We start from the raw sequence: 19,877 nt of genomic DNA, 5'->3' as shown, positions 1-19,877 counted from the left end.
GTGTGCGGTATCAGCGAGGGGCACTGACAGCCGCGCCGGCTGCCCAGCAGTCGGCGGCCGGACGGACTCAAGCCAGCGGTTCACGCTGTCGGGCACGGAGCGGGTGAGCTCGTTCCGAGCGGCATAGCGAGTACGGCGACACCCGGGCTCTATCGCGGTGCCCTGCACGTGCTCAGGCAGAGTGGGGGCACGGGCACGACGGCCGGGGTTCAGACTACTTGGTCTCGACGCTCACGCCGCGAAGGAAGTTCTTGGTCTTCGCGCAGGCGACGTTTGACCGCTCATTCGGGCCTGCCCAGTTGCCGTAGCGAGTGTAGGTCACCACCGATTCACGGGCGCCTTGCACCTGGTCACACTTGAGGACCACACGGTGCTGGGCCACCCTCTTTCCGTTGCCGTCGGCCTTGCAGGTCGAGTACGCCGTCGGACTGCCCGTCTTGCCCATGTCGGCGTAGCCCTTGCAGGAGTATGTTCCGCCGGCCGCTTGCGAGGGAGCCGCTCCCAGGGCCATCACGCCGAACACGGCAACTGTGAGCAGGGACAGGGACTTGATCTTCATGTGCATTCCTTGGATACGGGTGATGTATGCGTATGGACGGGTGTGGCTGAACGAGTCCATCCTTTCGGGGCGCGGCCCGATGTGCACTCCGCCGACCAGCGGGAATTGGCCTGGCACAGGGCGGAATGCGGAGCCTGATTACAGGCCACTGTGCTGAATTGGGCCCCGCCGAGTGGCGGGGCTGCCCGGTTTGCCACGCTCGGGCTGAGGAGGGCGGACATGCTATCGGCCGGCTTTCCGGAGTTGCTGGGTCGGTGTGACGGTCAAGGACTGCGTGGCGTGGGAACCGGGCTGCCTCAGTGATGGCTGCAGACGGACCGGTTGCCAGGGCCACAGGGGCAGGCGCGGTCGCCGCGGGCGGGGTGGAAGGCGCGCCAGTGCGTGCGGCGGTGAGCGCGGCTGCTGATCCCGAGGCTGATGCCTGCCGTCGGCGATACGGTCAACCGCACCACCGAGAGGCCCCCATGAGCCGCAAGCGGCTTGTCCACGGCTACGGACTCCGCCGCGGGTACGCGGCGCGGCTTCGACTTCGAGGGCAGTGCGTATCTGCGACATGAAGGGAGACGGAGCGAGCGTCAGCGACTTGGGGGCTGCTTTGAGGGGGCAAGGGCCCGGCCGTCAGGCAAAGGCGTCAGAGGCTCGATCCAGCGACCACCTGTTCCGGGGATGGCCCCGCCGACCATCAAACGGAAGGATTAATTCCGCGACTGCAGTGTCTGATGAGGGCATGCCTCGCGCCTGCGTATCGCACGCCCATAGGTATTCCGCTCTCCTCCCCCTCAAGGAACAAGCCATGCGCGTCGCGCACAGGCACGGGCCGCCCCGGGCGGCCTCGACATGATCCTGGCCGTTCTCAGTTCCTGGGTCGTCTGGATCGCTCTGGTGATCGTTTTCAGCCGGTGGAAGCGCCGGCTCCTGGCACTGCGGCCAGCCTCCCCCGCCGACGCGGAGAGCCGACTGTTCGCCGAGGACTACCTCCACAGCCTCGACGAGCTGCGCGCGGCGATCTCCACCGCCCATTTCGAGAACCGCCCCGGCGCCGCCTCGGCCGACCTCGACGAATGCTGGTCCATCTGGCACACCACACCAGAGGACGACCCCACCTGACCAACTACGGCCCACCCTCCCCGCACCGTCTCAGGCCCGGGTCCCTCTGGGCGCGCCGCGCGCGGCTGACCCGCGCGCGGCGCGGCAGGCGGGACCTGAGGGGCAAAAGGAAGCGGCCGGACTGGAGCGCGGCTCGGCGTCGCGCTCCCGGGGCGTGCATCCTTCTGCCTGCCGGGACTGCACAACGCAGAGCCCCCGCCGCGGACGTCGCGGGTTCCCGCCGCACCTCGGTCTTTCCGCTCCAGGGTCCTCTTGAGATGAAGGCGCCGTCGCGGTACGCATGTGTGCTGCGGCTGCGCCGGCCAAGGTCGGGGCGTGCGGGCGTGTACTACCGGCTGGGCGGGTGAACTTGGCCCCGCGCGTCCGAGCCGGAACGGTTCGGCGGAGAATCCTTTCTTCGTATGGGAGGAAACGATCCGCCATTCAAGGGGTGAGAGTCCCCGCCCGATTGGCCGCATTTCGCCTCTTTACATGGCTTACCGACAGCCTGTTGGGTCTCTCCTGTGACCACTCACATCAGGCTCAGGGTCAGGCACTGCGCCTTCGCTGCCCCGGCGGCAATCCGTGAGTGGCTCACTGAAGAGTCCGCCAAGCACGCGCTGACCGGGATGGGCCTGCACAGGCCGCCGCGTCACCCCCTGCACTCCCGCGGGCTTTAGCCCCGACCGGCGCCCCGGCACCCCAGCGTGCCCGCGCGGCCGTGCCCGGCAGCCCGTCACGTGGCGCGCCGCCGTGGCCTGCTCCTGTTCATGTACGCGCCCTTGAAGGAGTCGAAATGCGTTCGACCTTGCGTTACAGCTCCGCCGCGCTCGTCGTGGCCGCCGCTCTCACCGCCGGCCCGCTCGCATCCGCCGAGGCCCGCACCACCATGCGGGCGGAGCCCGCACCGCTCAACGCCAGCGCCAATGCGGTCGCCGGCCAGTACATCGTCACCCTCGACAAGGGCGTCACCCCCGCCAGCGTGGCGAAGCAGGCCCTCCCGGGCGTCGCCACCCTGCACACGTACAGCACCGTCCTCAACGGCTTCGCCGCAAAGCTCACCCCGGCCCAGGTCACCAAGATCCGCAACACCCCCGGCGTGACCGCCGTCACCCAGGACAGCGTCACCACCGCCGACCCCGCCAAGGCACCTGCCAAGGCGCAGCCCGCGGCGAGTGCCAAGGCCGCGCTGCCGGCCCTCTCCTGGGGCCTGGACCGCATCGACCAGAAGACCGGCTGGGACAACGTGCTCGGCGTCGGGACGGGCAGTTCAACGTCACCCAGAACACGTCCAACGTGACCGTCTACGTCGTCGACTCCGGCATCAACATCGGCCTGCCAGAGTTCGGCGGGCGTGCCACCCGCGGCTTCAACGCCGTCGTCGACGGGCAGCAGCAGGCCGACTGCTACGGCCAGGGCACCGCCGTGGCCTCCACCATCGGCGGCAACACCTACGGCGTGGCCCGCCAGGCCAAGCTCGTCGCCGTCCGCGTTCTGGGCTGCAACGGCACCGGCACCGCAGCCGGCCTCATCGCCGGCATGGACTACGTCGCGGCCCAGGCCCGCCTCCAGAACAAGCCCGCCATCATGGACGTCTCCGCCGTCCTCGCCAAGAACGCCCTCGTCGACACCGCCGCCACCGTCGCCTCCGACCTCAACGTCCTTCCCATCGTCGCCGCCGGAAACCAGGAAGCGGACGCCTGCGGCTACTCCCCGGCCAGCGCCGACAACGTCATGACCGTCTCGGCCACCAACAAGTTCGACGAAGAAGCCTCGTTCACCAACGCCGGCACCTGCCAGGGCATCTACGCCCCCGGCGAAGGCATCACCGCCGCCGCCGCGGCCGGCGGCAGCGCCGTCCGCAGCAGCACCCAGATGGCCGCCGCCCACACCGCCGGCGTCGCCGCCCTCTACAAGGCCGCCAACCCCAACGCCACCTCCACCGACATCGCCGAATGGCTCACATTCGAGTGCACCAAGGACGCCATCACCAACGTCACCAAGGCCACCACGAACTGCCTGCTGTACACCGCCGGCCTCTAACCACCCTGGAGTCCGCACCCCGCCAGCCGACCGCTTTGGCGGTAGCGGACAGCATTCCCTGCCCAGCAAAGCCCGCACCCGCACCAGGAGGGCCGACCCGCTCCTACTCCTGTGGGCCGCCCGACCGAGCGAGCGGCCCACAGGCACTCCCCCACCGCAACGGCGAAGGCCACCCGCTGCTATGCCGCGCCGTGAGCGCGCTGCGTACGGCGGACAGCACCAGTCACGCGTTGCCGAGGCGGGGGGGGCAGGGGCGGGGGTGAAAAGGTGCGCAGGTCGGTGATGCGTTAGCCGCCGAGCGGACGGCGTCGATGAGCTGGGGCAGGGCTTGGGCGTCGTTGACCGGGCCCTGTCCGTCCAGTGAGTTGATGTGCAAGCCGTGTCTCCCGCACCTCACCACACAGTGCGACGAGCGTCGTTGAGAACTGCACTCGGCTCCGGTTCTGCGCCATCTGGGTGAGTCCAATGGCGTTATATCTGCCCTTGCCCGATATGGGCAGTGGTTGGTGGGGGTGGCGGACGGGTCCGGCGGCCCGGTGAACAGGAGAGGACCGGGTGTCCGTGGCTGGCAGTGGCGGGGCCGTATGAACCTGGCGAGTCGCGGCGCCGATGTGTGGCTGGTGCTGGGTGCCGGTCTGTCGCAGCGGCCGGTGACCGGGCTGATCACGCAGGCTCTGGAAGGCGAGTTCGGCGACCGGTTCGCTGTCGTGGGCAGCGGGGAGCTGTTGATGGGGGCCGGGCGGGGCGGCCTGGCGTTGCATGGTCTGGACGGGTGTGCGGTGCAGGCTCCGAAAGTGGTGTACGGGAGGGTGTGGACGCCGGGGACAGGCGTGAGCCGGGAGATCACGCTATTGCGGCATCTGGAGGCGATGGGCAGCGTCCTGCTGAACCCGGCGGATGCGGTGCTGGCCTGTCTGGACAAGTTTTGGCAAGTGCAGCGGCTCGCGTCGGCGGGACTCACGGTGCCCGAAACGTGCATGAGTGCGGGTGGCTCCCTGGATGCGGTGATCGGGGCCGGGTTACCGCATCCGTGTGTGGTGAAGGCGGTCCGGGGGCACCGCGGCGAACAGGTGTTTTTGGCGCCGGACGTTGAAGCACTCCGGGTCGTTCATGGCGGGCTCGAACCGGATACAGGCTGTCTGTTCCAGGAGTACGTCGGATACTCCCACGGCCGTGACCTGCGCGTGGTGGTCGTCGACGGACGTGCGGCCGGTGCGGTCGTGCGTTCCGCCAGTGGAGGGGAGTTCCGTTCCAATCTGGCTCTGGGCGCGACTCTCACGCCCTGCACGGGCCGTTATCCGCAAGGTGAGGACCTCGCGGTCCGGGCTGCCGCCGTGATGGGGCTTGGGGTGGCCGGGGTGGACCTGCTGTTCGCTCAGGACGGCGGGTTCACGGTCTGCGAGGTGAACGCCAACGCCGGCTGGCAACCCGAGATGAAAGGCATCACCGCCGCGCTCGCGGCCGCCTGCCGGACCCGTCTGACGGCTGCCGAAGAGGGGCCCGAACCATCGGGCCGATAGGCCGAGGAGGAGTCCGACCTGCACCCGCTTTCCCGCACACCGCAGCGGTGGCCGCTGCTGAGAAGCCCGAATTTCCGGCTCTTCGCCCTCGGCCAGACGGCGTCCAACACGGGTACGTGGATACAGAAGGTGGCCCAGGACTGGCTGGCCCTGGACCTCTCACACGGCAACGGTACGGTCCTGGGCATCACCACGGCGTTGCAGTTCCTGCCCCTCCTGGTATTCGGGCCCTACGGCGGCGTCTTGGTGGACCGGCACTCCACCCGGGGGATCCTGCTCGCTTCCCAGACGGTGATGGCCGTCCTCGCACTGATTCCCGCACTGCTCGTCGCCACCGGCGCGGCCCGCCTGGACGCCCTCTGCGTCCTGGCCCTCGCCCTCGGGTTCACCATGGTGGTCGAGAAGCCCGCCCTGCAGGCCTTCATCGGAGAATCCGTCGCACCCAGCCAGCTCGTCAGCGCCCTCGCCTTCAACAGCGCCGTCCTCAACCTCGCGCGCATGGCGGGCCCCGCACTCGCCGGACCCCTCATCGTCCTCTTCGGACCCGGCCCCGCCTTCCTCGCCAACACCCTCTCCTACCTGACCGTGATCGTCTGCCTGCTGCGCATGGACCCCCGGGCAGGCCGCCCGGCCCCGCCGGTTCCCCGCGCCAAGGGGCAGGTGCGGGCCGGCCTGCGCTACGTCCGCGACCGCCGCGACCTCGCGCTCACGCTGGTCCTCGTCGCGGTCGTCGCCGCGTTCGGCATGAACTTCCAGATCACCACCGCGCTGATGATCACCCGTGTCTACCACGCCCCGGCCGCCATGTTCGGGCTGGGCAACTCCGCCCTGGCCGCCGGGTCCGTCATCGGCTCGCTCCTGGCGGCCCGCCGCCCGCGGGTGAGCGGCCGTCGACTGGCAGCCGCCGCCCTCGCCTTCGGGACGCTGGAGACCGCTTGCGCCCTGATGCCCGGACCGGGGTCCTTCCTCGTCCTGCTCGTCCCGACGGGAGCGGCGCTGCTGGTCTTCCTCACCGCCGCCAAGGCCCGCCTCCAGCTCGGCGTAGGCGAGGGCATACGCGGACGGATCATGAGCCTCTACCTCCTCGCCACCCTGGGCACTACACCCCTGTTGGCCCCCCTGGTCGGATGGACCGCCCAGAGCGCGGGCCCGCGGACCGCCCTGGCGCTGGGCGGCGCCGTATCCGCGGTGGCGGCCCTCACCATCGGCCTGCTCCACGCGCGCCCGCCCACACCCCTCAAGACCGGATCCCACCCGGTCGCCAGCCCTCAGCCACACAACATCTGAACAGGCCACGGATGTCGGCCACCTCCGACGGCACGGCCAGGAAAGCAACGGCAAGGTGGCTGTCAGCGCTCCTGGGGCGTGGAGAAATCGGGTACCGGGCACAGCCGCGGCCCTCACCCTCAGAGGTGCAGGGTGAGGGCCGCGGTATTACCAGGGGCTCGATCCGGAATCCGACCGGTTACGTCGCCGTGCCCCGCCCTTCACGGGTCAGATGCGCGAAGCGGCGAAATCGAGCTCGCCCTTGACGCCGGCGACGGAGACTTTTCCGAGCATCTTGGTGACGCGAGTGCCGACGGGGCACAGCTGGCTGGTAGTGCGCCCCTTGAGACCGGCGAAGGTGGGGAAGGTGATCTGGCCGCGGCCGAGGGAGTTCGTCCGGATGACCATGTTGCCGATCGCGTAGCGGGAGTCGGTGGGCGAAGCGGTGATCTCCGTCTTCAGCAGGGTGCTGGTCAGGAACTGCGGACTGATCTTGATGTCCCGGGTGCCGCCACCAGGCAGCGTGACGGTACCGATGAACGGAGTGTCGAGGGCTAGCAGACCCATGTAGTCGGAGACAGCCCCACCACAGCTGTTGACGACGTCGGCGTGCGCTGCGGGCGCCGCGGCCAGTGACCCGCCGAGACAGGCCGTCACCGTCATGGCCAGGGCGGGGAGGACGGCAGAGGAACGGCGTACACGAAACATGGAGATCCCATCGGACGGGAACCGCCTGGGTGCGGTCCTGCTACCGGCAGATGATCACGGCTCGTCGCACGGCACGCAGGGGGTGGCGCCAGTAGCTACGTCAACACGCCGCACCCGTGTAAGCCATGTGGGTTATCTCTGCAGTGAGCCTGTGAATAGAACGGAATGCTCTACAGCGAACGCGCATTCGTCATCTTCTCGGCGCGGCATGGAGAGGACGCTTACGAGGGATACGGCCTGACCGGTCGGCGACCGGGTGCAGCCATCGGCCGACCGGGTGAAGTGACCCGCCAGCCGTCGATCCGGGCGCGGCGCCCGGGTCGTCCGGCCTGAAAAGGCCGGATGCCCGGTCCGAGGTCGCCAACAAGAGCGTGCTGACAGGCGAGGGCGTAGATCCGTGCCCGGTACTCGTCGGGTACCCAGTCACGGGCATCACGACGCTGGCCAGGAGGAAGCCGATCGTCCATCCGGGTCCTGCGCGCTTGATCTTTCCATTCGCTGTGGGGCTGGGACATCCCCCAACAGGTGTCGGCACGTCGTGCTCGTGACCCGAAGGCGCCTCAACGGCCGTCCACGTCCTGGACGTCGGTGCACCTGACGGGCATCCGCCGCCTACGGAGCGGATCCGGCGGCATTCCTTGACCGGGACGCAGTGAAATTGTCTGGCCGAGCAGGCCAGGGGTCCCCATGGTGCACTGCCGGTCGGCGCGGGCAGCCCATAGGCTCCCTGCCTTGTGAAGGTACTGATCTCTGTTGACATGGAGGGCATCTCGGGGATCGTTCAACTCGCCGAGACGAACCCGGATCGTTACGACTACGAACGAGGCCGTGCGCTGATGACGGCCGAGGCCAACGCCGTGATAGCGGGCGTCCTGGACGCCGAACCCGCGGCCGAGGTGTGGGTCGCCGACGCTCACGGCCCTTTCAGTAACCTGCTGCCTGAGGACCTCGACCGGCGAGCCCGCCTGGTCCGCGGAAAGCCGCGCCCGCTGAGCATGCTGGGCGGGCTCGACGAGCACACTGACGCGCTGCTGCTCGTCGGCTACCACGCCCGAGCCGGCCGCGGTCCGGCCGTGATGGCACACACCATGAGCGGCGCCGTCCTAGACGTGCGGCTAAACGGTTGTCCGATGGGGGAGATCGGCCTCAACGCCGCCATGGCCGGGCATGTGGGCGTTCCGGTCGTGCTGCTCAGCGGTGATGACGCCGCGTGCGCCGAACTGGATGGTCTGGTGCCCTCGGCTGTCACGGTCGCGGTCAAGCAGGCTCTCGGTTATGCCGCCGCCGTGGCCCTGCACCCTGCGGAGGCCCGTGAGCGGCTTCGCCCGGCGGCCGCCGAGGCGGTCAAGCGGCGTGGGCTGATACCACCGCTCCGCCTTGGCGGGCCGCTGGGTGTCGAGGTCGACCTCTCCAGCCCGTACATGGTTGACCTGGCGACACTCGTGCCAGGTGTCTCACGCGCCGAGGGCGGCCGGACGGTCACCTTCTCCGCCGCGGACTTCGCCGACGCCTACCAGCTGGTCCTGCTCCTCGTACAGCTCGCGAGCATCAAACCCGCCTAGCCCGCCATGCAAGGTGAATCGTGGACGGCTCATCGGCTCGCGCTCAGGGGCTGGCCCACGGTCTGGTCGCGCTGAGCCAGGCGCGTGTCGGCCAGTCCCGTCACCGGGGCCGGGGTCCAGGGGCACTAGCCGGGCTGGGGGCGGGGGTGGCGTGCTGGGCGGTGAGCGGAAGGCGCAGGGTCATCTGGAAGCCGCCGTCGGGGAGGTGGGCCGCTTCCAGGGTGCCGCTGTGGATCAGGGCACGCTCGCGCAGGCCCAGGAGGCCGAGACCGCTGCCGGGCAGGGTGGGGGCGGGGCGGTGGGGGGCGAGGTTGTGGACGCGCAGGTGGAGATGGTCCTCGCTCGCGCCGATGGTGACGGTGGTGGGGGCCCCGGGGGCGTGTTTGCGGACGTTCGTCAGAGCTTCCTGTACGGCTCGGTAAACCGTGCGCTGCAGGTGTTCGTCCAGTGCTGCTGTGGCGAGGGCGGGGTCGAGGGTCAAGGTGGCGCCGGTGTGGGAGTCGGCCACCAGGGCGGGGAGGCCGGCTAGGCGTGGCGGCGGGCCGGGTGGGGGGTCGGTGGGTTCGGTGGCGCGCAGGCCCCAAAGGACTGAGCGGAGCTCTTGGAGGGTGGTCACCGCCAGAGTGCGCAGCGTGGCGGCGCTCTGGCGGACGTGGGGGTCGGTGGTGGTGACTTCAAGGGCGCCTGCCTGGACGGCGATGAGGGTGGCTTTGTGGGAGACGACGTCGTGCATCTCGCGGCTGATGCGGTTGCGTTCTCGGCTGACGGCGGCGCGTTCGTGAAGGCGTTGCTCTCTTTCTTTCAGGTTGTGGAGTTCGGCCATCCGTGCGGCGAGGTCGGTGCGGGCGCGGTAGAGCAGTCCGAGGGCGACCGGGGCGGTGGCGATGAGATAGGCGGCGACCGCATGGTGGGCGTTGCGCCGGAAGCTCTTGGCGGGCAGGGCCGGCCAGGGGCCGGTCTGCCAGGTCCCGGTGTGCCAGGGGCGCCACCACAGGAAGGCGCCCAGCATGAGGAGGCAGGTCGCCAGGGCGATGAGGGTGCGGCGGGTTTGGGATCTGACGAGGGCGCACAGGGTGAAGCAGGCGCCGGTCAGAGCGTGGGTGGTCCACAGGGCCGGGAGGGTGAGCAGGTACGCGGTCAGGGGGTGGCGTCGGCGCAGGGGCAGGGCGGCGGCGGCCAGGAGCACCAGGGCGTGGGCCGGGGATGGGGTGCGGGTGAGCAGGGGTGAGGACTCGAGGAGGACGAGGGCGGCGAGGAAGAGGTCGCCGCTGTGGCGGGCGGGGGTCGCAGCGGTGGAGAAGAAGAAGCGGATGATCCACGGGGTGCGTTCGGCGGGGCAGAGGGGGGCGCTCACGATGCGGTGTCGGGGGCGGTGAGTGAGGCGCGGGTGGCCAGGACGGCGGCCTGGACGCGGTTGCCGACACCGAGTTTGGCCAGAAGGGCGCTGACATGGTCCTTGACGGTGGCGGGGCTCAGGTGGAGGAGCGCACCGATCTCGTGGTTCGACAAGCCCTGCGCCAGGTGAGCGAGGACCTCGCGTTCGCGGCTGGAGAGGGCGGTCAGCTGTGGGGCGGCGGCGCAAGCATCGGCGTGTGAGGCGGCGGCGGGGCCGGCGTGGGTGAGGCGGCGCACGAGGGGGGTGGAAAGGCATCCGCCGCCGGTCGCCAGAGCCCGTACGGCGGCTATCAGGTCACGGGGTTCGGTGTCCTTGAGGAGGAACCCGGCCGCTCCGCGCTGCAGGGCCTGGCTGAGGTATTCGTCGGCGTCGAACGTGGTCAGCATTGCGATGTGGGGAGGGCGGGGCAGCTCCTGGAGCCAGTCCAGGACAGTCAGGCCGTCGACGTCGGGCATACGGACGTCGAGCAGGACGACGTCGGGCTGGTGCGCGCCGGCGTGTTCCAGGGCCTGGGCTCCCGTGCAGGCCGCCACGACCTCGATGTCGGATGCGGTGTCCAGGATGGCTGAGATGCCTGACCGCAGGAGGGCTTCGTCGTCTACGACCATGACCCGGAGGGCCGGGCAGGCGGGAGTGGGCACAGAGGGCTCCTGGCGCTCAGGGGGCATGGGGTGGTGTGGGGGCGAAGGAACGGAACGGCTCCCACTCGCCGGTAGCGGCGGTTCCGTTCGGGACAGGCTGGTAGCGGCGGATCCGGCTCCGGGGATAGACCAGGACAGGCAGTCCGGTTTCCGCAAGGTGGGTACCGGCAGGTTCGGTGCCGGAAGGCCAGTGCAGGCGGGTCCCGTTGCGCGGGCAGGACCGGGTCTCAGGCGGGACGAGGGTCAGAACACGGTGCGGTACTGGGCCGGGGAGACTCCCAGTACGCGGTGGAAGGCGCGCCTCATGGCCTCGGTGCTCGGGAATCCGCTGGCGCGGGCGATGTGTTCGACGCTGTCGCGGGTCTCTTCCAGGAGGCGGCGCGCGGTCTCCATTCTGCTCTGGTCCACGTAGCGGCCTGGCGAGATGCCGGTCTCGGCGGTGAAGGCGCGCGTGAACTGACGGGGCGACAGGCCCGCCCGCCGGGCAAGGGCTTCGATGCCTAGGTCGCCATCGGGGTGGTCGGCGATCCACTGCTGGACTTCGCGCAGGTTGTCGCGGTGTGCGAGCTGACCGGCGAGCTGGGTGCTGAACTGTTTCTGGTTTCCGGGCCGGCGCAGGAAGACGACCATGTAGCGGGCGATGACCAGTGCGGCGTCGCGGCCGAGATCCTCTTCGACGAGGGCGAGAGCGAGGTCGATACAGCTAGTGACACCCGCGGAAGAGGAGACCTTCCCGTCGCGGATGAAGATGGGGTCCGCATTCACGGTGACCTTCGGGTACTCCTCGGCAAGTCGGTCGGCCCAGTTCCAGTGGGTAGTGACGGTACGGCCGTTGAGCACTCCCGCTTCGGCCAGCAGGAACGCGCCGGTGCACACCGAGACCACGCGCTGCGCACGGGCGGCGTTTTCGCGCAGCCAGGCCACGACGCCCGGCGCGCGGTCCTGTCGGTCGTCCATGGTCAGGCCGGGAACCAGGATGGTGTGGGGTGCGGAAAGCATGTCGAGGTCTTCGTCGGGGAGCAGGGTCAGACCGCTGGCCGAACGCACCGGTAAAGCGGCGCAGCTGGCGGTGCGCAGGGTGTAGGCGGTCGTGCCCGGCGAGCGGGCGGCCTGGATCGTGTTGCCTCCGGCGAAGACGGCCATCGGCCCGGATACGTCCAGGGCTTCGACGCCGTCGAACAGCGGGATGTACACGGTCCGGGTCCTCACCTCTCCAGCCTGCCCTCCCCCGCGAATGTCCGCAACGTCACGTTTCCCACCTTTTACGTCATGCGGTCGGGGCCGGTGGACGGCGGCACGGCCCGCCGCCGCGCGCCGCGAATGGCGCCCGTGAAGGGCGCCGGGGAGGCGAGCGCGACGGCGGCCTCGCCCCGTACGCTCCGCACCAGCGGCCCTGGCCCCTTCACCGCAGCGGTTGGGCCCGCCACCCCGCCGCGGCTGAGGGCAGCCACCAGCAGCGGTGGGATCACGGCTGCCGTCGCAGGCGGGCGCGGCGGTCCAAGCGGCTCATGCCGGCGGTCATCGCAGCCACCACCACGGCGGTGACCACCAATTCCTGCCAGTAGGCAGTCACCAGGTACCTGTTGACACCAACGACCACAGCCACGGCAACCACGGCGGCTGCCACCTTCGCGGCAATCCGGCGCCCGGCGCCCACACGCGAGTCAGACATCGCTCACACCTCCACAGCCACATCAGCGGCCGGTACCACCGACAAGTCTTTGCCGGCCCGCTCGATCAAGCGTGAGCCCGCACCGCCGACGCCTGCTTCCACCATCCGGCCCTGGGCGGGGCTGAACACCGGCTTGGCCGCAAGGAGCCGCGCACGCGCCGCCCGCCCCCTCTCCTCTGAGCAGCACCCCTTGCCGCCCCTTTCCCGCGCGACGTCCACGGTGCAGCCCGCCGCCTCGGCGCCGCTCCGCACCCATAGGGCGCGCAGGGCAGTCACACACATCTGGTTCTTCATGAATCCCGACTTCACTGCCGATCGTTGAACAATGAAACGATCATCGGCCAAATAGAGCGGCCGGGCCATCCGCCGAGCGGCGGGTACCCGGCAGGGCATCCCGCCGAAAGGAGGGCCACTGAACAGCCGTCCCGCGGGGGCGGGCTCCTATCCGAATGCCAGGAGACAGATCAAGCGCCTCTTGCGGCCGCATTGCCAAACGAGCCCCGCTGCAGGCCCGCAGGCGTCCACATAGCCGCGGTCACACCCATGGCTACCGAAACCCGCGAAGGCGGGGAAGCGCAGGAGAGCCGGAACGCAGGCGGCATGCGGGGGCCGCCCAAGCACGGCGGGAGAACGGGATCCCTGGGATCCGGACCTCCCGTCGAGCGCAGGGCGGCAAGGCTGTGGGCGGCTGGGTTCGCCCCTCACACCCAGCGGCGCTCCCGGCACGGGCGGGATAGCGTCTTGGCGCGGATCAGGCCCAGGGACAGGCGGGCACCCGTGGGGGAGGGCAACCGCCCCCCGGCCTGGACGACCGGGGCTTCGGACTGCCGGCGGGCCTAGACGGGCTGCCGCGCGAGGCGGTCGCGGCAACCCGGTATGGCTCCTCCATGCCCTGCGCCGGCCGATTACCCGGAGCGGGTCAAGGCGGCCGACGCGCATCGAGGCGGTCCCCGCGGCGACGGCGAAGCCGCGGGCAGAGCGCTGCCCGGACCTCCGGCCGCGCTCCAAGACCGGGCCGGCCCGACGGTGCCCTGCCGCGCGGGTACGGCAAGGCACCGTCGCCTCCGCAGAGAACGGGCCGACCAGGCTGACACGGACAAGCATGACCGGCGGCCGGCCCCGGTCGGCAGTGGACCTTAGGGCCGGTGCCCCTCAGGGACCCCCTCGGATGCGACGCCCCCGGCGTAGGGGCAGAGTTCCGCATGGCGGTGCTGGGCCAACAAGGCCGCCGCCAGCCGGGAAGACACCCCCGTCTTGGCGAGAATGCTCGTCAGGTGCTTCTTCACGGTGCGCTCCCCGATCCCCAGCCGGCGCCCGATCGCGCGATTCGAAGCACCGCCGCCCAGCAGCAGGAGCACCTGCCGCTCACGCCCCGTCAGCCGCTCCAACGGCCTCCCCTGCCACGCGAAAGCATCCGCCACACCACACCGGCACCCGCCCACTCCCCGCACACCGCCCGAACTGGCTTGCGGATCCACCCACATCCCCTCTCGACAAGGCAGCGTCCAAGGCCTGCCGTCCGTCCCGGGACCCCCCGTACAGCCCCGGGACGAACGAGAGCCCCGATCACACGCTCCGCAACAGGCCGCAAAGCACCGACCCGCAGCAGTCCCGGCGCCCACCAGCTGCAGCCCGCCGACACCGCCACCCGCGTGATCACAGCGGCGCCACCGGAACCCGGCCGCCAGCGCCGCAGGCGCAACACCTCCCGCCGGATCACACTCACCCACACGCATCGGCCACAGGCTTCTGCGCACAGCCCAGACGACAGGACCGCGGCGGATCCCGCTCCGCCCGCCGCGCACCCGCTCACGCAGACCCGGCCCGCACCACCGTCGGCCGGCGGCACAGCCGACAGCAGTGCCCAGCCGAACCCCCGGCCCCCTGAGCATCGCCATGACCTGCCCCGCACACGATCCCCCGACCGGCTGGCATCACCCCGCCGAGCAGCGCCCCTCCCCCGCCAGCCGGAGGCCGACCGCCCGACACACGGCCAACCACATCCGTTCCCGCGAGACGAGGCGGGCTGAATCTCCCCCAGGACTACCGCAGCGCGGACGACGAAAGCGCCCAACACCCGGGCAACCGCGGCCGCCAAGCCCGGCAGCCGTCTGCGACGGCGCTCACCGAACGTCCCAGCGAGGCTGCCGGCACCCTCGGGCGGCACCGGCGTACCGGAGCCCGCCGGTACGAACCTCGATCGGAGCCCCCACCCTCAGCCCGTCCCCGGACACACCAGGGCCCGCCCCCCGCCGCCCGGCGGAGCCGAGCGGTCCATCATCCCGCCTTTCGGCCATCCTCTCGACCGAATTCCCCACACTGCGGGCCGATTTCCACGCCGGACGGCGGATACCCACAAGATCACGTCCGTTCAAAACTGACCTACGACGGAAACCCCAGGGAATCCAGAAATCCGACCGGACGAACAGAGCAAGAGGCCATGAAGAAGAAGCTCGCTGTTTTCGCGCTCACCGCAGCAATCATCGCGGGTGCCGCCCCCGCAGCCCAGGCGGTCGACGTCATCCAGGAAAACAACGTGAAGAACTGCTACCTGGGCAAGAAGAAAGACGCCAAGGCCTGCGAGAAGCTCCTCTCCACCAGGCCGATGTCCGAGACCGCCAAGAACTGCCTGGTCAAGGCTGGCATCGGTGGAGCAGCCGCCCTGATAGTCGGCCGCGTCAACAAGGACGCCGCCAAGAAGATAGCCACGAATGTCGTCGCAGGCGGCGTGACCGGCTGCCTTTCCTCACTCGCCGGATAAAGCGGCGCCACGGTACAGCAATTCACACACTTCACTGAGAACGGCGCAGGCCACCGAAACGTATATGCCTAACGCCTACCGCCGCAGAGCCAATTCGGGGGACGGTGTCCTCGCTCCAGCAGCCCCTTGGGAGCCGCACCTGGAACAGCCGCCAGATAACCCGTCAGCTGTGACGGGCGACGCTTGAACTCGCCGTCGCGGGGGCGGGATGGCCTGTCGGCCCTCCCGCCCCCGCGGTATACGCAGACCGGCAATCGTGACCGGTCGCCCGCCCGGCAAGGGCTTCTACCTCTACCAGTGACCCTTCCACAACAGTGACGCCTCCCGACCGCCGCTCCTGCCTGCCGGCCGACGGGCAGGAGCGGAAATGCGAAGCTCCCCGGTGGGGAATCGGTCGCCTGTCCGTCGCATCTTCCGGTAGCGCGTGCGGTCGTCGAGCTCATATCGCCGACGCCCGCACGAGGTCGGCGAGGCGTCGCGCTCCGCCGAGTGGCAGAAGAGGGACGCGAGGTGACCGACCATCGGTCATCGGCCAGCCATGGCCCGGGCCCGGCGAGAAGACTCGGCTGACCGTGCCCGATGACGCCGCCCGGCCCGCTCCACCTGGACCCAGCCCGGTGCTCGGGGTGACTCGCCCAGGCTCCCCTTGCCCGCTATGCGGGGCGCAGTGGGCAGGTCGCCACCAGGCCCGTGGCGAAGCCACAGCCACCAAACAGGCTCCCACACCCGCCCACCGCACGCCTCCAGCAGCCACTCGGCACCGTCCCGCCCAAAGAACGTGCGCGGCGCGGCCGTTGCCATCGCAGCCCTGGATGCCTTGTTGTCCCCAGCCAGATGGCGGGCCTGGTCGCCGCCGCGCGGAGCGCGGGGCACTGGACGTGCGCTGATCGCCGCAGCAGCAGCCCGGCCAGCCCGCATCCGGCCGCCAGTGGACCAAGGCCCGGTGGTGGGCGTGGTACGCGGGCGTGGTCCCAGATCCCGGCGTCCGCAGCATCTCGCGGCCGAGGTCGGCGACGGACGCTTCCTCGTCGCGGGCCCCGCGCTCATCGCCCTACTGGCCGCGGCCCCCAGCGTCCCCGCCCGGCGCAACCCCGTCCCCGGCCGACGCAGCCGCGCCACCCACCGTGCGGCTGCCGCACATTCAGCGCGGTGACCACCACAACCAGGCTCATCGCCGTGTTCAGGATCACCGCCGACACGGGGCAGGCGACATGACGGCCCTGTGCCGCGCCGCGGTCGGCGCCACCAGCAGCGGACCGTCCACCACCACGCCCGCTGAGACGACACCCACCCGTTCGACGGCACGCTCTTTGGATATCCGAGGTGGTTGTAGAGCTGGAGGAAGGCGACGGAGTAGATGGTGGGGTGGGCCGAAGACGGTGGCGAGGGAGTTGGCCAGCAGCTGCGTCCCGAGTGGGAGATCGTCGGCTGGAAGACGTCGAACGGGCCGGTGAGGTCGCACACGCACGCAGCTACGGCAGACCTCAAACGCGGCCTCAGATCACTTGCGGGACAGCCCTAAAAGGGCCCACCAGCACGCCGCCGGATCGGCGAAAAGGGGGACCTCCACGGCCGCCGATGGACGGCACGGAGTTTGCATCGTCAATCTTCGCCATCATACGGCGTGTTACTCCATAAGTGCTTTACTGGAGATGATACGCAAGCGCCTTTAGTGCAGATCCGAGGAGGTACTGGCATGAGCCTCTCATCCCGCAGGCGTAGGCAAGCTCTTTCCGTTACGCCAGTCGCCATAGTTATGGCAATCGGCGGCTCAGTGGGCACAGCTGCTCACGCGTCCCCCCAACGGGCGCCGAGTGCCACCCTCATCAGCACCGTCAACTTTCAGATCAGGGATCACGAGGACGTCGGCAAGGACACGAACTGCACCCGCTGGTCACAGACAAGAAATACAGTCCGCTACCTTCCTCAAGACTTCTCTCACTCCGGCAAGTGCGGTGGGGAAATCAGAGTCGAGATACATTACCAAGCCGACCTAAATTCCGACAACTCCCTCACCATAGACCGAGGCAGGGTACTTTTCTTTGAAGGTACAAGTGAGGATACCCGAGATCTAGACGGCGGCCTTACTTTCGGATTCCCCGGCGCACCCATCATCGTTCCACCTGGAGAATCCGTCAGCCGGACCTACTACGTTGAAAATAGCGCTGAAGGAGAACGTGACGATCATGCCTACGTGACGGTCGACTGGCGGAACGTTCGGAACTACCAGCTAGGGAGGGTAACGCCGAGGTAGACCAGCAACGCGCACTCGGGATCAATGTCTCCTTAACTGATCGTTTCAGAATGACTTTCGAAGGCACTGGAGGCAGATGGTGCTGCAGGCGAGGCCGAGCAGTCCCTGGTGGAGATCGGCGCGTCGCTCGTAGCGGGTACGGAGGCGCTTGAACTGGTGGAGCCAGGCGAAGGCGCGCTCTATGACCCAGCGCACCTTGCCGAGTCCGGAACCGTGGGCTGAAACCCCTGTCGACGGAGCCCGCCGGCTTCTGGGGCACGCACCTCGAAGCCTGCACCGCGCTGGTGGCCCAGGCCACCAGCGAGATGGAGGTCCGGTACCAGGCGAAACTCCGACAGGCCCGTGAGCAGTTCGCCAAGACCACCCAGCGCCTGTTTGTAGAGGAGATCACCGAACTCGGCAGCAGTCTCTCCGCTCTGCCGACTGCCGCTCCGTGGCCGCTGGCCGTACCCGCAGAATGCCCAGCGTGCGGGCACACCGGCTTCGCCAGCGGCCGGGACAAGCAGGACGGAGACTACCTGCAGGTCTGGTTCCTCCCCCGGCATTTCGGCTGCCGCTTGTGCGGGCTCACACTCACGAGGTGGGAACTCGATCTCGCGGGTATCAAGGCCCAAGTCCTCAACGACGATGAGGAGCCCGACCCTGACTGCAAACCCGACTTCGAGACGTACTGAAGGTTCAGCCCAACGTCCGCCCGCTGGCCGTGCCCATCCGTCGAAGTAGTCGGACAGCGCCGCGGTGTCGGCGTACTTCTCAGAGTGCTCAGCCACGTACAAGCGAACGTGCTCCGTCGAGTGCTTTATCGGCGGAGCAGACGTCCAGGGAGTGTCGCCCCGTGTGCCCTGGCGGTAGACGGGCGTGTCAGAAAGTCGCGTGACGCGGCTACGAGCTTTTGGCATGATCGCCGAGTTGTCCTATCACGCCCGGTTCTGGAGGAACACCACGGCTATCAACTACGAGCTTGCTCCGGCCTGGCTGCCGTGGTCTGCCGCCGATCCCGATCTCATCGCCTTCACCTGGGACGAAGCGGAGGCATCCGAGATCACCACGGTGATCGCCTCGATGGTGCCTTCTGACGATGCCGGGTGGGAAGACAAACATCGCTTCACCACCGAGGTCACGGCGCTCCTGGCCGCCCGATACGGCCGGTGGGCCTGCGGATGGCATTGGGCGGTCGGCGAGGGCGGTGGTGGCGGTGTCGTCACCCACTGGTGCTGCAACTCCCACTCCATAGGTAGGCCCGCAGCAACGGCCGCCAAAGTCGTCGCGTCGCTGCTGGAGTGGCGCGACTGGCTGGAGGAGCTGTCGGAGCGGTTCGAGCAGTTGGCTCCGCTCGCCGGAGCGAATGCCGAGGACCACAGCTGGCACCTGGAACGGGCGGCCACCCGACTCGTGACCGTGGTCATGGATCGCACTGGTGCCGAATGCGGCTGGTACGGCCTCTGCCACACGGTGCTGACGTGGTTCCTCTCGTCCACGGGCATGGGGGCGGAAGACGCGAAGAACGCCGTCGACACCGCGATCGGTGGACGGTTCAAGAGCTGGACCGTGCCGTCGCGGACCCTGATCGACGCAGTGGGAGAGGATCTCGCCGTAGATCTGACCGGAGTGCAGCCCTACCGTGAGCGCTGACGCCCTGGCCGCCTGGGTCCAGGTGAGAAACCAGATCGACTGGACTTCCGCGGCCGGTGAGGTGCCGGCCCCGGTCGAGCCCATCGTGGACGGCCTCACCACCTGGTGCGGGGAAGGAAGTCGTTCCTCGGACCCCGATCGAGGCCGCCGACTGCTCGCGGCGCTGGCTCAGTCGCGCACAGACGCTTCCCACAGGCGCCCTCTCACCTGCACCCTTCTGAGCGGCTGGCAGCAGCTGGTCCTTGGCATGCCTGAGGTCCGGTTCCGACGAGGCGACGCCTTCGCCAAGGACGGCCGGGAACGATACGCCCTGACACCACACACCCAACGCGACTTTGAGCAATGTCTGCGCGATAGCGCCGATCCGCGAGTCCCCCTGGCCTCCCGTTCGGCCAGGGCCTACCTCGACGTGGCCTTCTTTCACCCCTTCCCGGATGGCAACGCCCGCCTTGCCATGCTCACCCTCGCCTACGTCCTGGAGTGGGAAGGAGTCCGACTGGACCAGGTCGGCCCCTTGCAGACCACGCGCTACGCGGACGACGACGCCGGGGCAGCAGACCTGGCCACCCTGGTCTTCCTCCTCATCCGCGCGACCCACCAACGGGCCACCAGGTTCCCTCACTGAGGCAGCAACCTTCCTCCAGATTTTCCTGATCAGTCCTACCGGAAGGTGAGCACGTACATCCGTACCCGGCTGAGCACGTTCATGTGTACGCCGACATGCGGCGCTGATGTTACTCACGGGCGATCTGCTGCGCGAGGACGCACGCGGTCGAT

General features: G+C 69.2%; 18 protein-coding genes and 1 pseudogene. 10 read left to right on the top strand and 9 right to left on the bottom strand.

Annotated elements, in window-relative coordinates:
• Positions 1-214: 214 nt before the first annotated feature.
• Positions 215-559 (bottom strand): hypothetical protein, encoded by a 345-nt coding sequence (locus CP980_RS34840; RefSeq protein ID WP_150530042.1) that lies wholly within the window; start codon positions 557-559, stop codon positions 215-217.
• Positions 560-1,396: 837 nt separating this feature from the next.
• Here CP980_RS34840 and CP980_RS34835 point away from each other — a divergent pair.
• The 5 genes from CP980_RS34835 to CP980_RS34820 all read left to right on the top strand — a co-directional run bounded on the left by CP980_RS34835 (position 1,397) and on the right by CP980_RS34820 (position 6,495).
• A complete protein-coding gene (locus tag CP980_RS34835) occupies positions 1,397-1,666 on the top strand; it encodes a hypothetical protein (protein WP_150530041.1) in 270 nt (89 codons plus the stop codon).
• A gap of 775 nt (positions 1,667-2,441) precedes the next feature.
• Entirely contained in the window at positions 2,442-2,945 is a 504-nt protein-coding gene (locus CP980_RS35415; protein WP_167535934.1) for a protease inhibitor I9 family protein, read from the top strand.
• Complete coding sequence (locus tag CP980_RS35410) at positions 2,942-3,688, top strand: S8 family serine peptidase (RefSeq protein ID WP_167535933.1); 747 nt, start codon at positions 2,942-2,944, stop codon at positions 3,686-3,688. The genes CP980_RS35415 and CP980_RS35410 overlap by 4 nt, the downstream gene beginning before the upstream one ends.
• Before the next feature lie 584 nt (positions 3,689-4,272).
• Positions 4,273-5,208, top strand: coding sequence for a RimK family alpha-L-glutamate ligase (locus CP980_RS34825; RefSeq protein ID WP_150530039.1), 936 nt, complete (start codon positions 4,273-4,275; stop codon positions 5,206-5,208).
• Positions 5,209-5,226: 18 nt separating this feature from the next.
• Positions 5,227-6,495: an MFS transporter gene (locus CP980_RS34820; protein ID WP_150530038.1), complete on the top strand. Its 1,269-nt coding sequence runs from the start codon at positions 5,227-5,229 to the stop codon at positions 6,493-6,495.
• A 207-nt stretch (positions 6,496-6,702) separates the two neighbouring features.
• Here CP980_RS34820 and CP980_RS34815 read toward each other — a convergent pair whose 3' ends face one another.
• Entirely contained in the window at positions 6,703-7,182 is a 480-nt protein-coding gene (locus CP980_RS34815; RefSeq protein WP_150530037.1) for a hypothetical protein, read from the bottom strand.
• Between the two features lie 734 nt (positions 7,183-7,916).
• On the opposite strand from CP980_RS34815, the gene CP980_RS34810 reads away from it, so the two are divergent.
• Positions 7,917-8,744, top strand: coding sequence for a M55 family metallopeptidase (locus CP980_RS34810; protein ID WP_150530036.1), 828 nt, complete (start codon positions 7,917-7,919; stop codon positions 8,742-8,744).
• Positions 8,745-8,844: 100 nt separating this feature from the next.
• Here CP980_RS34810 and CP980_RS34805 read toward each other — a convergent pair whose 3' ends face one another.
• From CP980_RS34805 to CP980_RS36280, 6 genes are all read right to left on the bottom strand, one after another.
• Positions 8,845-10,098 (bottom strand): sensor histidine kinase, encoded by a 1,254-nt coding sequence (locus CP980_RS34805; protein WP_150530035.1) that lies wholly within the window; start codon positions 10,096-10,098, stop codon positions 8,845-8,847.
• Positions 10,095-10,748, bottom strand: coding sequence for a response regulator (locus tag CP980_RS34800; protein WP_150530034.1), 654 nt, complete (start codon positions 10,746-10,748; stop codon positions 10,095-10,097). Before CP980_RS34800 ends, CP980_RS34805 begins: the two co-directional genes overlap by 4 nt.
• A 276-nt stretch (positions 10,749-11,024) precedes the next feature.
• On the bottom strand, positions 11,025-11,990 hold the full coding sequence (locus tag CP980_RS34795) for a GlxA family transcriptional regulator (protein WP_150530033.1): 966 nt from the start codon (positions 11,988-11,990) through the stop codon (positions 11,025-11,027).
• Between the two features lie 256 nt (positions 11,991-12,246).
• A complete protein-coding gene (locus tag CP980_RS34790; RefSeq protein WP_150530032.1) occupies positions 12,247-12,453 on the bottom strand; it encodes a hypothetical protein in 207 nt (68 codons plus the stop codon).
• 3 nt (positions 12,454-12,456) lie between these two features.
• The gene (locus CP980_RS34785; RefSeq protein ID WP_150530031.1) at positions 12,457-12,816 is read right to left on the bottom strand and encodes a hypothetical protein; all 360 of its coding nucleotides are present in this window, start codon (positions 12,814-12,816) and stop codon (positions 12,457-12,459) included.
• A 773-nt stretch (positions 12,817-13,589) separates the two neighbouring features.
• Positions 13,590-13,937, bottom strand: coding sequence for a response regulator transcription factor (locus tag CP980_RS36280; protein WP_150530030.1), 348 nt, complete (start codon positions 13,935-13,937; stop codon positions 13,590-13,592).
• A gap of 956 nt (positions 13,938-14,893) precedes the next feature.
• On the opposite strand from CP980_RS36280, the gene CP980_RS34775 reads away from it, so the two are divergent.
• Positions 14,894-15,214, top strand: a complete 321-nt coding sequence (locus tag CP980_RS34775) for a hypothetical protein (protein ID WP_150530029.1) — start codon at positions 14,894-14,896, stop codon at positions 15,212-15,214.
• 2,299 nt (positions 15,215-17,513) lie between these two features.
• Here CP980_RS34775 and CP980_RS34765 read toward each other — a convergent pair.
• Positions 17,514-17,684: pseudogene (locus tag CP980_RS34765) on the bottom strand (transposase); the annotation flags it as partial.
• A gap of 68 nt (positions 17,685-17,752) precedes the next feature.
• Between CP980_RS34765 and CP980_RS34760 the strand changes: the two are divergent.
• The 3 genes from CP980_RS34760 to CP980_RS36275 all read left to right on the top strand — a co-directional run bounded on the left by CP980_RS34760 (position 17,753) and on the right by CP980_RS36275 (position 19,725).
• Positions 17,753-18,142, top strand: a complete 390-nt coding sequence (locus CP980_RS34760; RefSeq protein ID WP_150530027.1) for a hypothetical protein — start codon at positions 17,753-17,755, stop codon at positions 18,140-18,142.
• Positions 18,143-18,365: 223 nt separating this feature from the next.
• On the top strand, positions 18,366-19,100 hold the full coding sequence (locus CP980_RS34755) for a hypothetical protein (RefSeq protein ID WP_150530026.1): 735 nt from the start codon (positions 18,366-18,368) through the stop codon (positions 19,098-19,100).
• Positions 19,090-19,725 (top strand): Fic family protein, encoded by a 636-nt coding sequence (locus tag CP980_RS36275; RefSeq protein WP_229907138.1) that lies wholly within the window; start codon positions 19,090-19,092, stop codon positions 19,723-19,725. The genes CP980_RS34755 and CP980_RS36275 overlap by 11 nt, the downstream gene beginning before the upstream one ends.
• Positions 19,726-19,877 lie beyond the last annotated feature (152 nt).

The organism is Streptomyces vinaceus, assembly GCF_008704935.1.
Lineage (GTDB): Bacteria > Actinomycetota > Actinomycetes > Streptomycetales > Streptomycetaceae > Streptomyces > Streptomyces vinaceus.
The sequence above is the reverse complement of the archived record's forward strand: the minus strand, read 5'-3'. Positions and strand labels throughout refer to the sequence as shown.

Coding starts and splice junctions, on each gene's coding strand:
- CP980_RS34840 (WP_150530042.1), bottom strand. CDS start 559: ATGAAGATCAAGTCCCTGTCCCTGCTCACAGTTGCCGTGTTCGGCGTG.
- CP980_RS34835 (WP_150530041.1), top strand. CDS start 1,397: ATGATCCTGGCCGTTCTCAGTTCCTGGGTCGTCTGGATCGCTCTGGTG.
- CP980_RS35415 (WP_167535934.1), top strand. CDS start 2,442: ATGCGTTCGACCTTGCGTTACAGCTCCGCCGCGCTCGTCGTGGCCGCC.
- CP980_RS34825 (WP_150530039.1), top strand. CDS start 4,273: ATGAACCTGGCGAGTCGCGGCGCCGATGTGTGGCTGGTGCTGGGTGCC.
- CP980_RS34815 (WP_150530037.1), bottom strand. CDS start 7,182: ATGTTTCGTGTACGCCGTTCCTCTGCCGTCCTCCCCGCCCTGGCCATG.
- CP980_RS34800 (WP_150530034.1), bottom strand. CDS start 10,748: ATGGTCGTAGACGACGAAGCCCTCCTGCGGTCAGGCATCTCAGCCATC.
- CP980_RS34790 (WP_150530032.1), bottom strand. CDS start 12,453: ATGTCTGACTCGCGTGTGGGCGCCGGGCGCCGGATTGCCGCGAAGGTG.
- CP980_RS34785 (WP_150530031.1), bottom strand. CDS start 12,816: ATGGCCCGGCCGCTCTATTTGGCCGATGATCGTTTCATTGTTCAACGA.
- CP980_RS36280 (WP_150530030.1), bottom strand. CDS start 13,937: ATGTGGGTGGATCCGCAAGCCAGTTCGGGCGGTGTGCGGGGAGTGGGC.
- CP980_RS34775 (WP_150530029.1), top strand. CDS start 14,894: ATGAAGAAGAAGCTCGCTGTTTTCGCGCTCACCGCAGCAATCATCGCG.
- CP980_RS34755 (WP_150530026.1), top strand. CDS start 18,366: ATGATCGCCGAGTTGTCCTATCACGCCCGGTTCTGGAGGAACACCACG.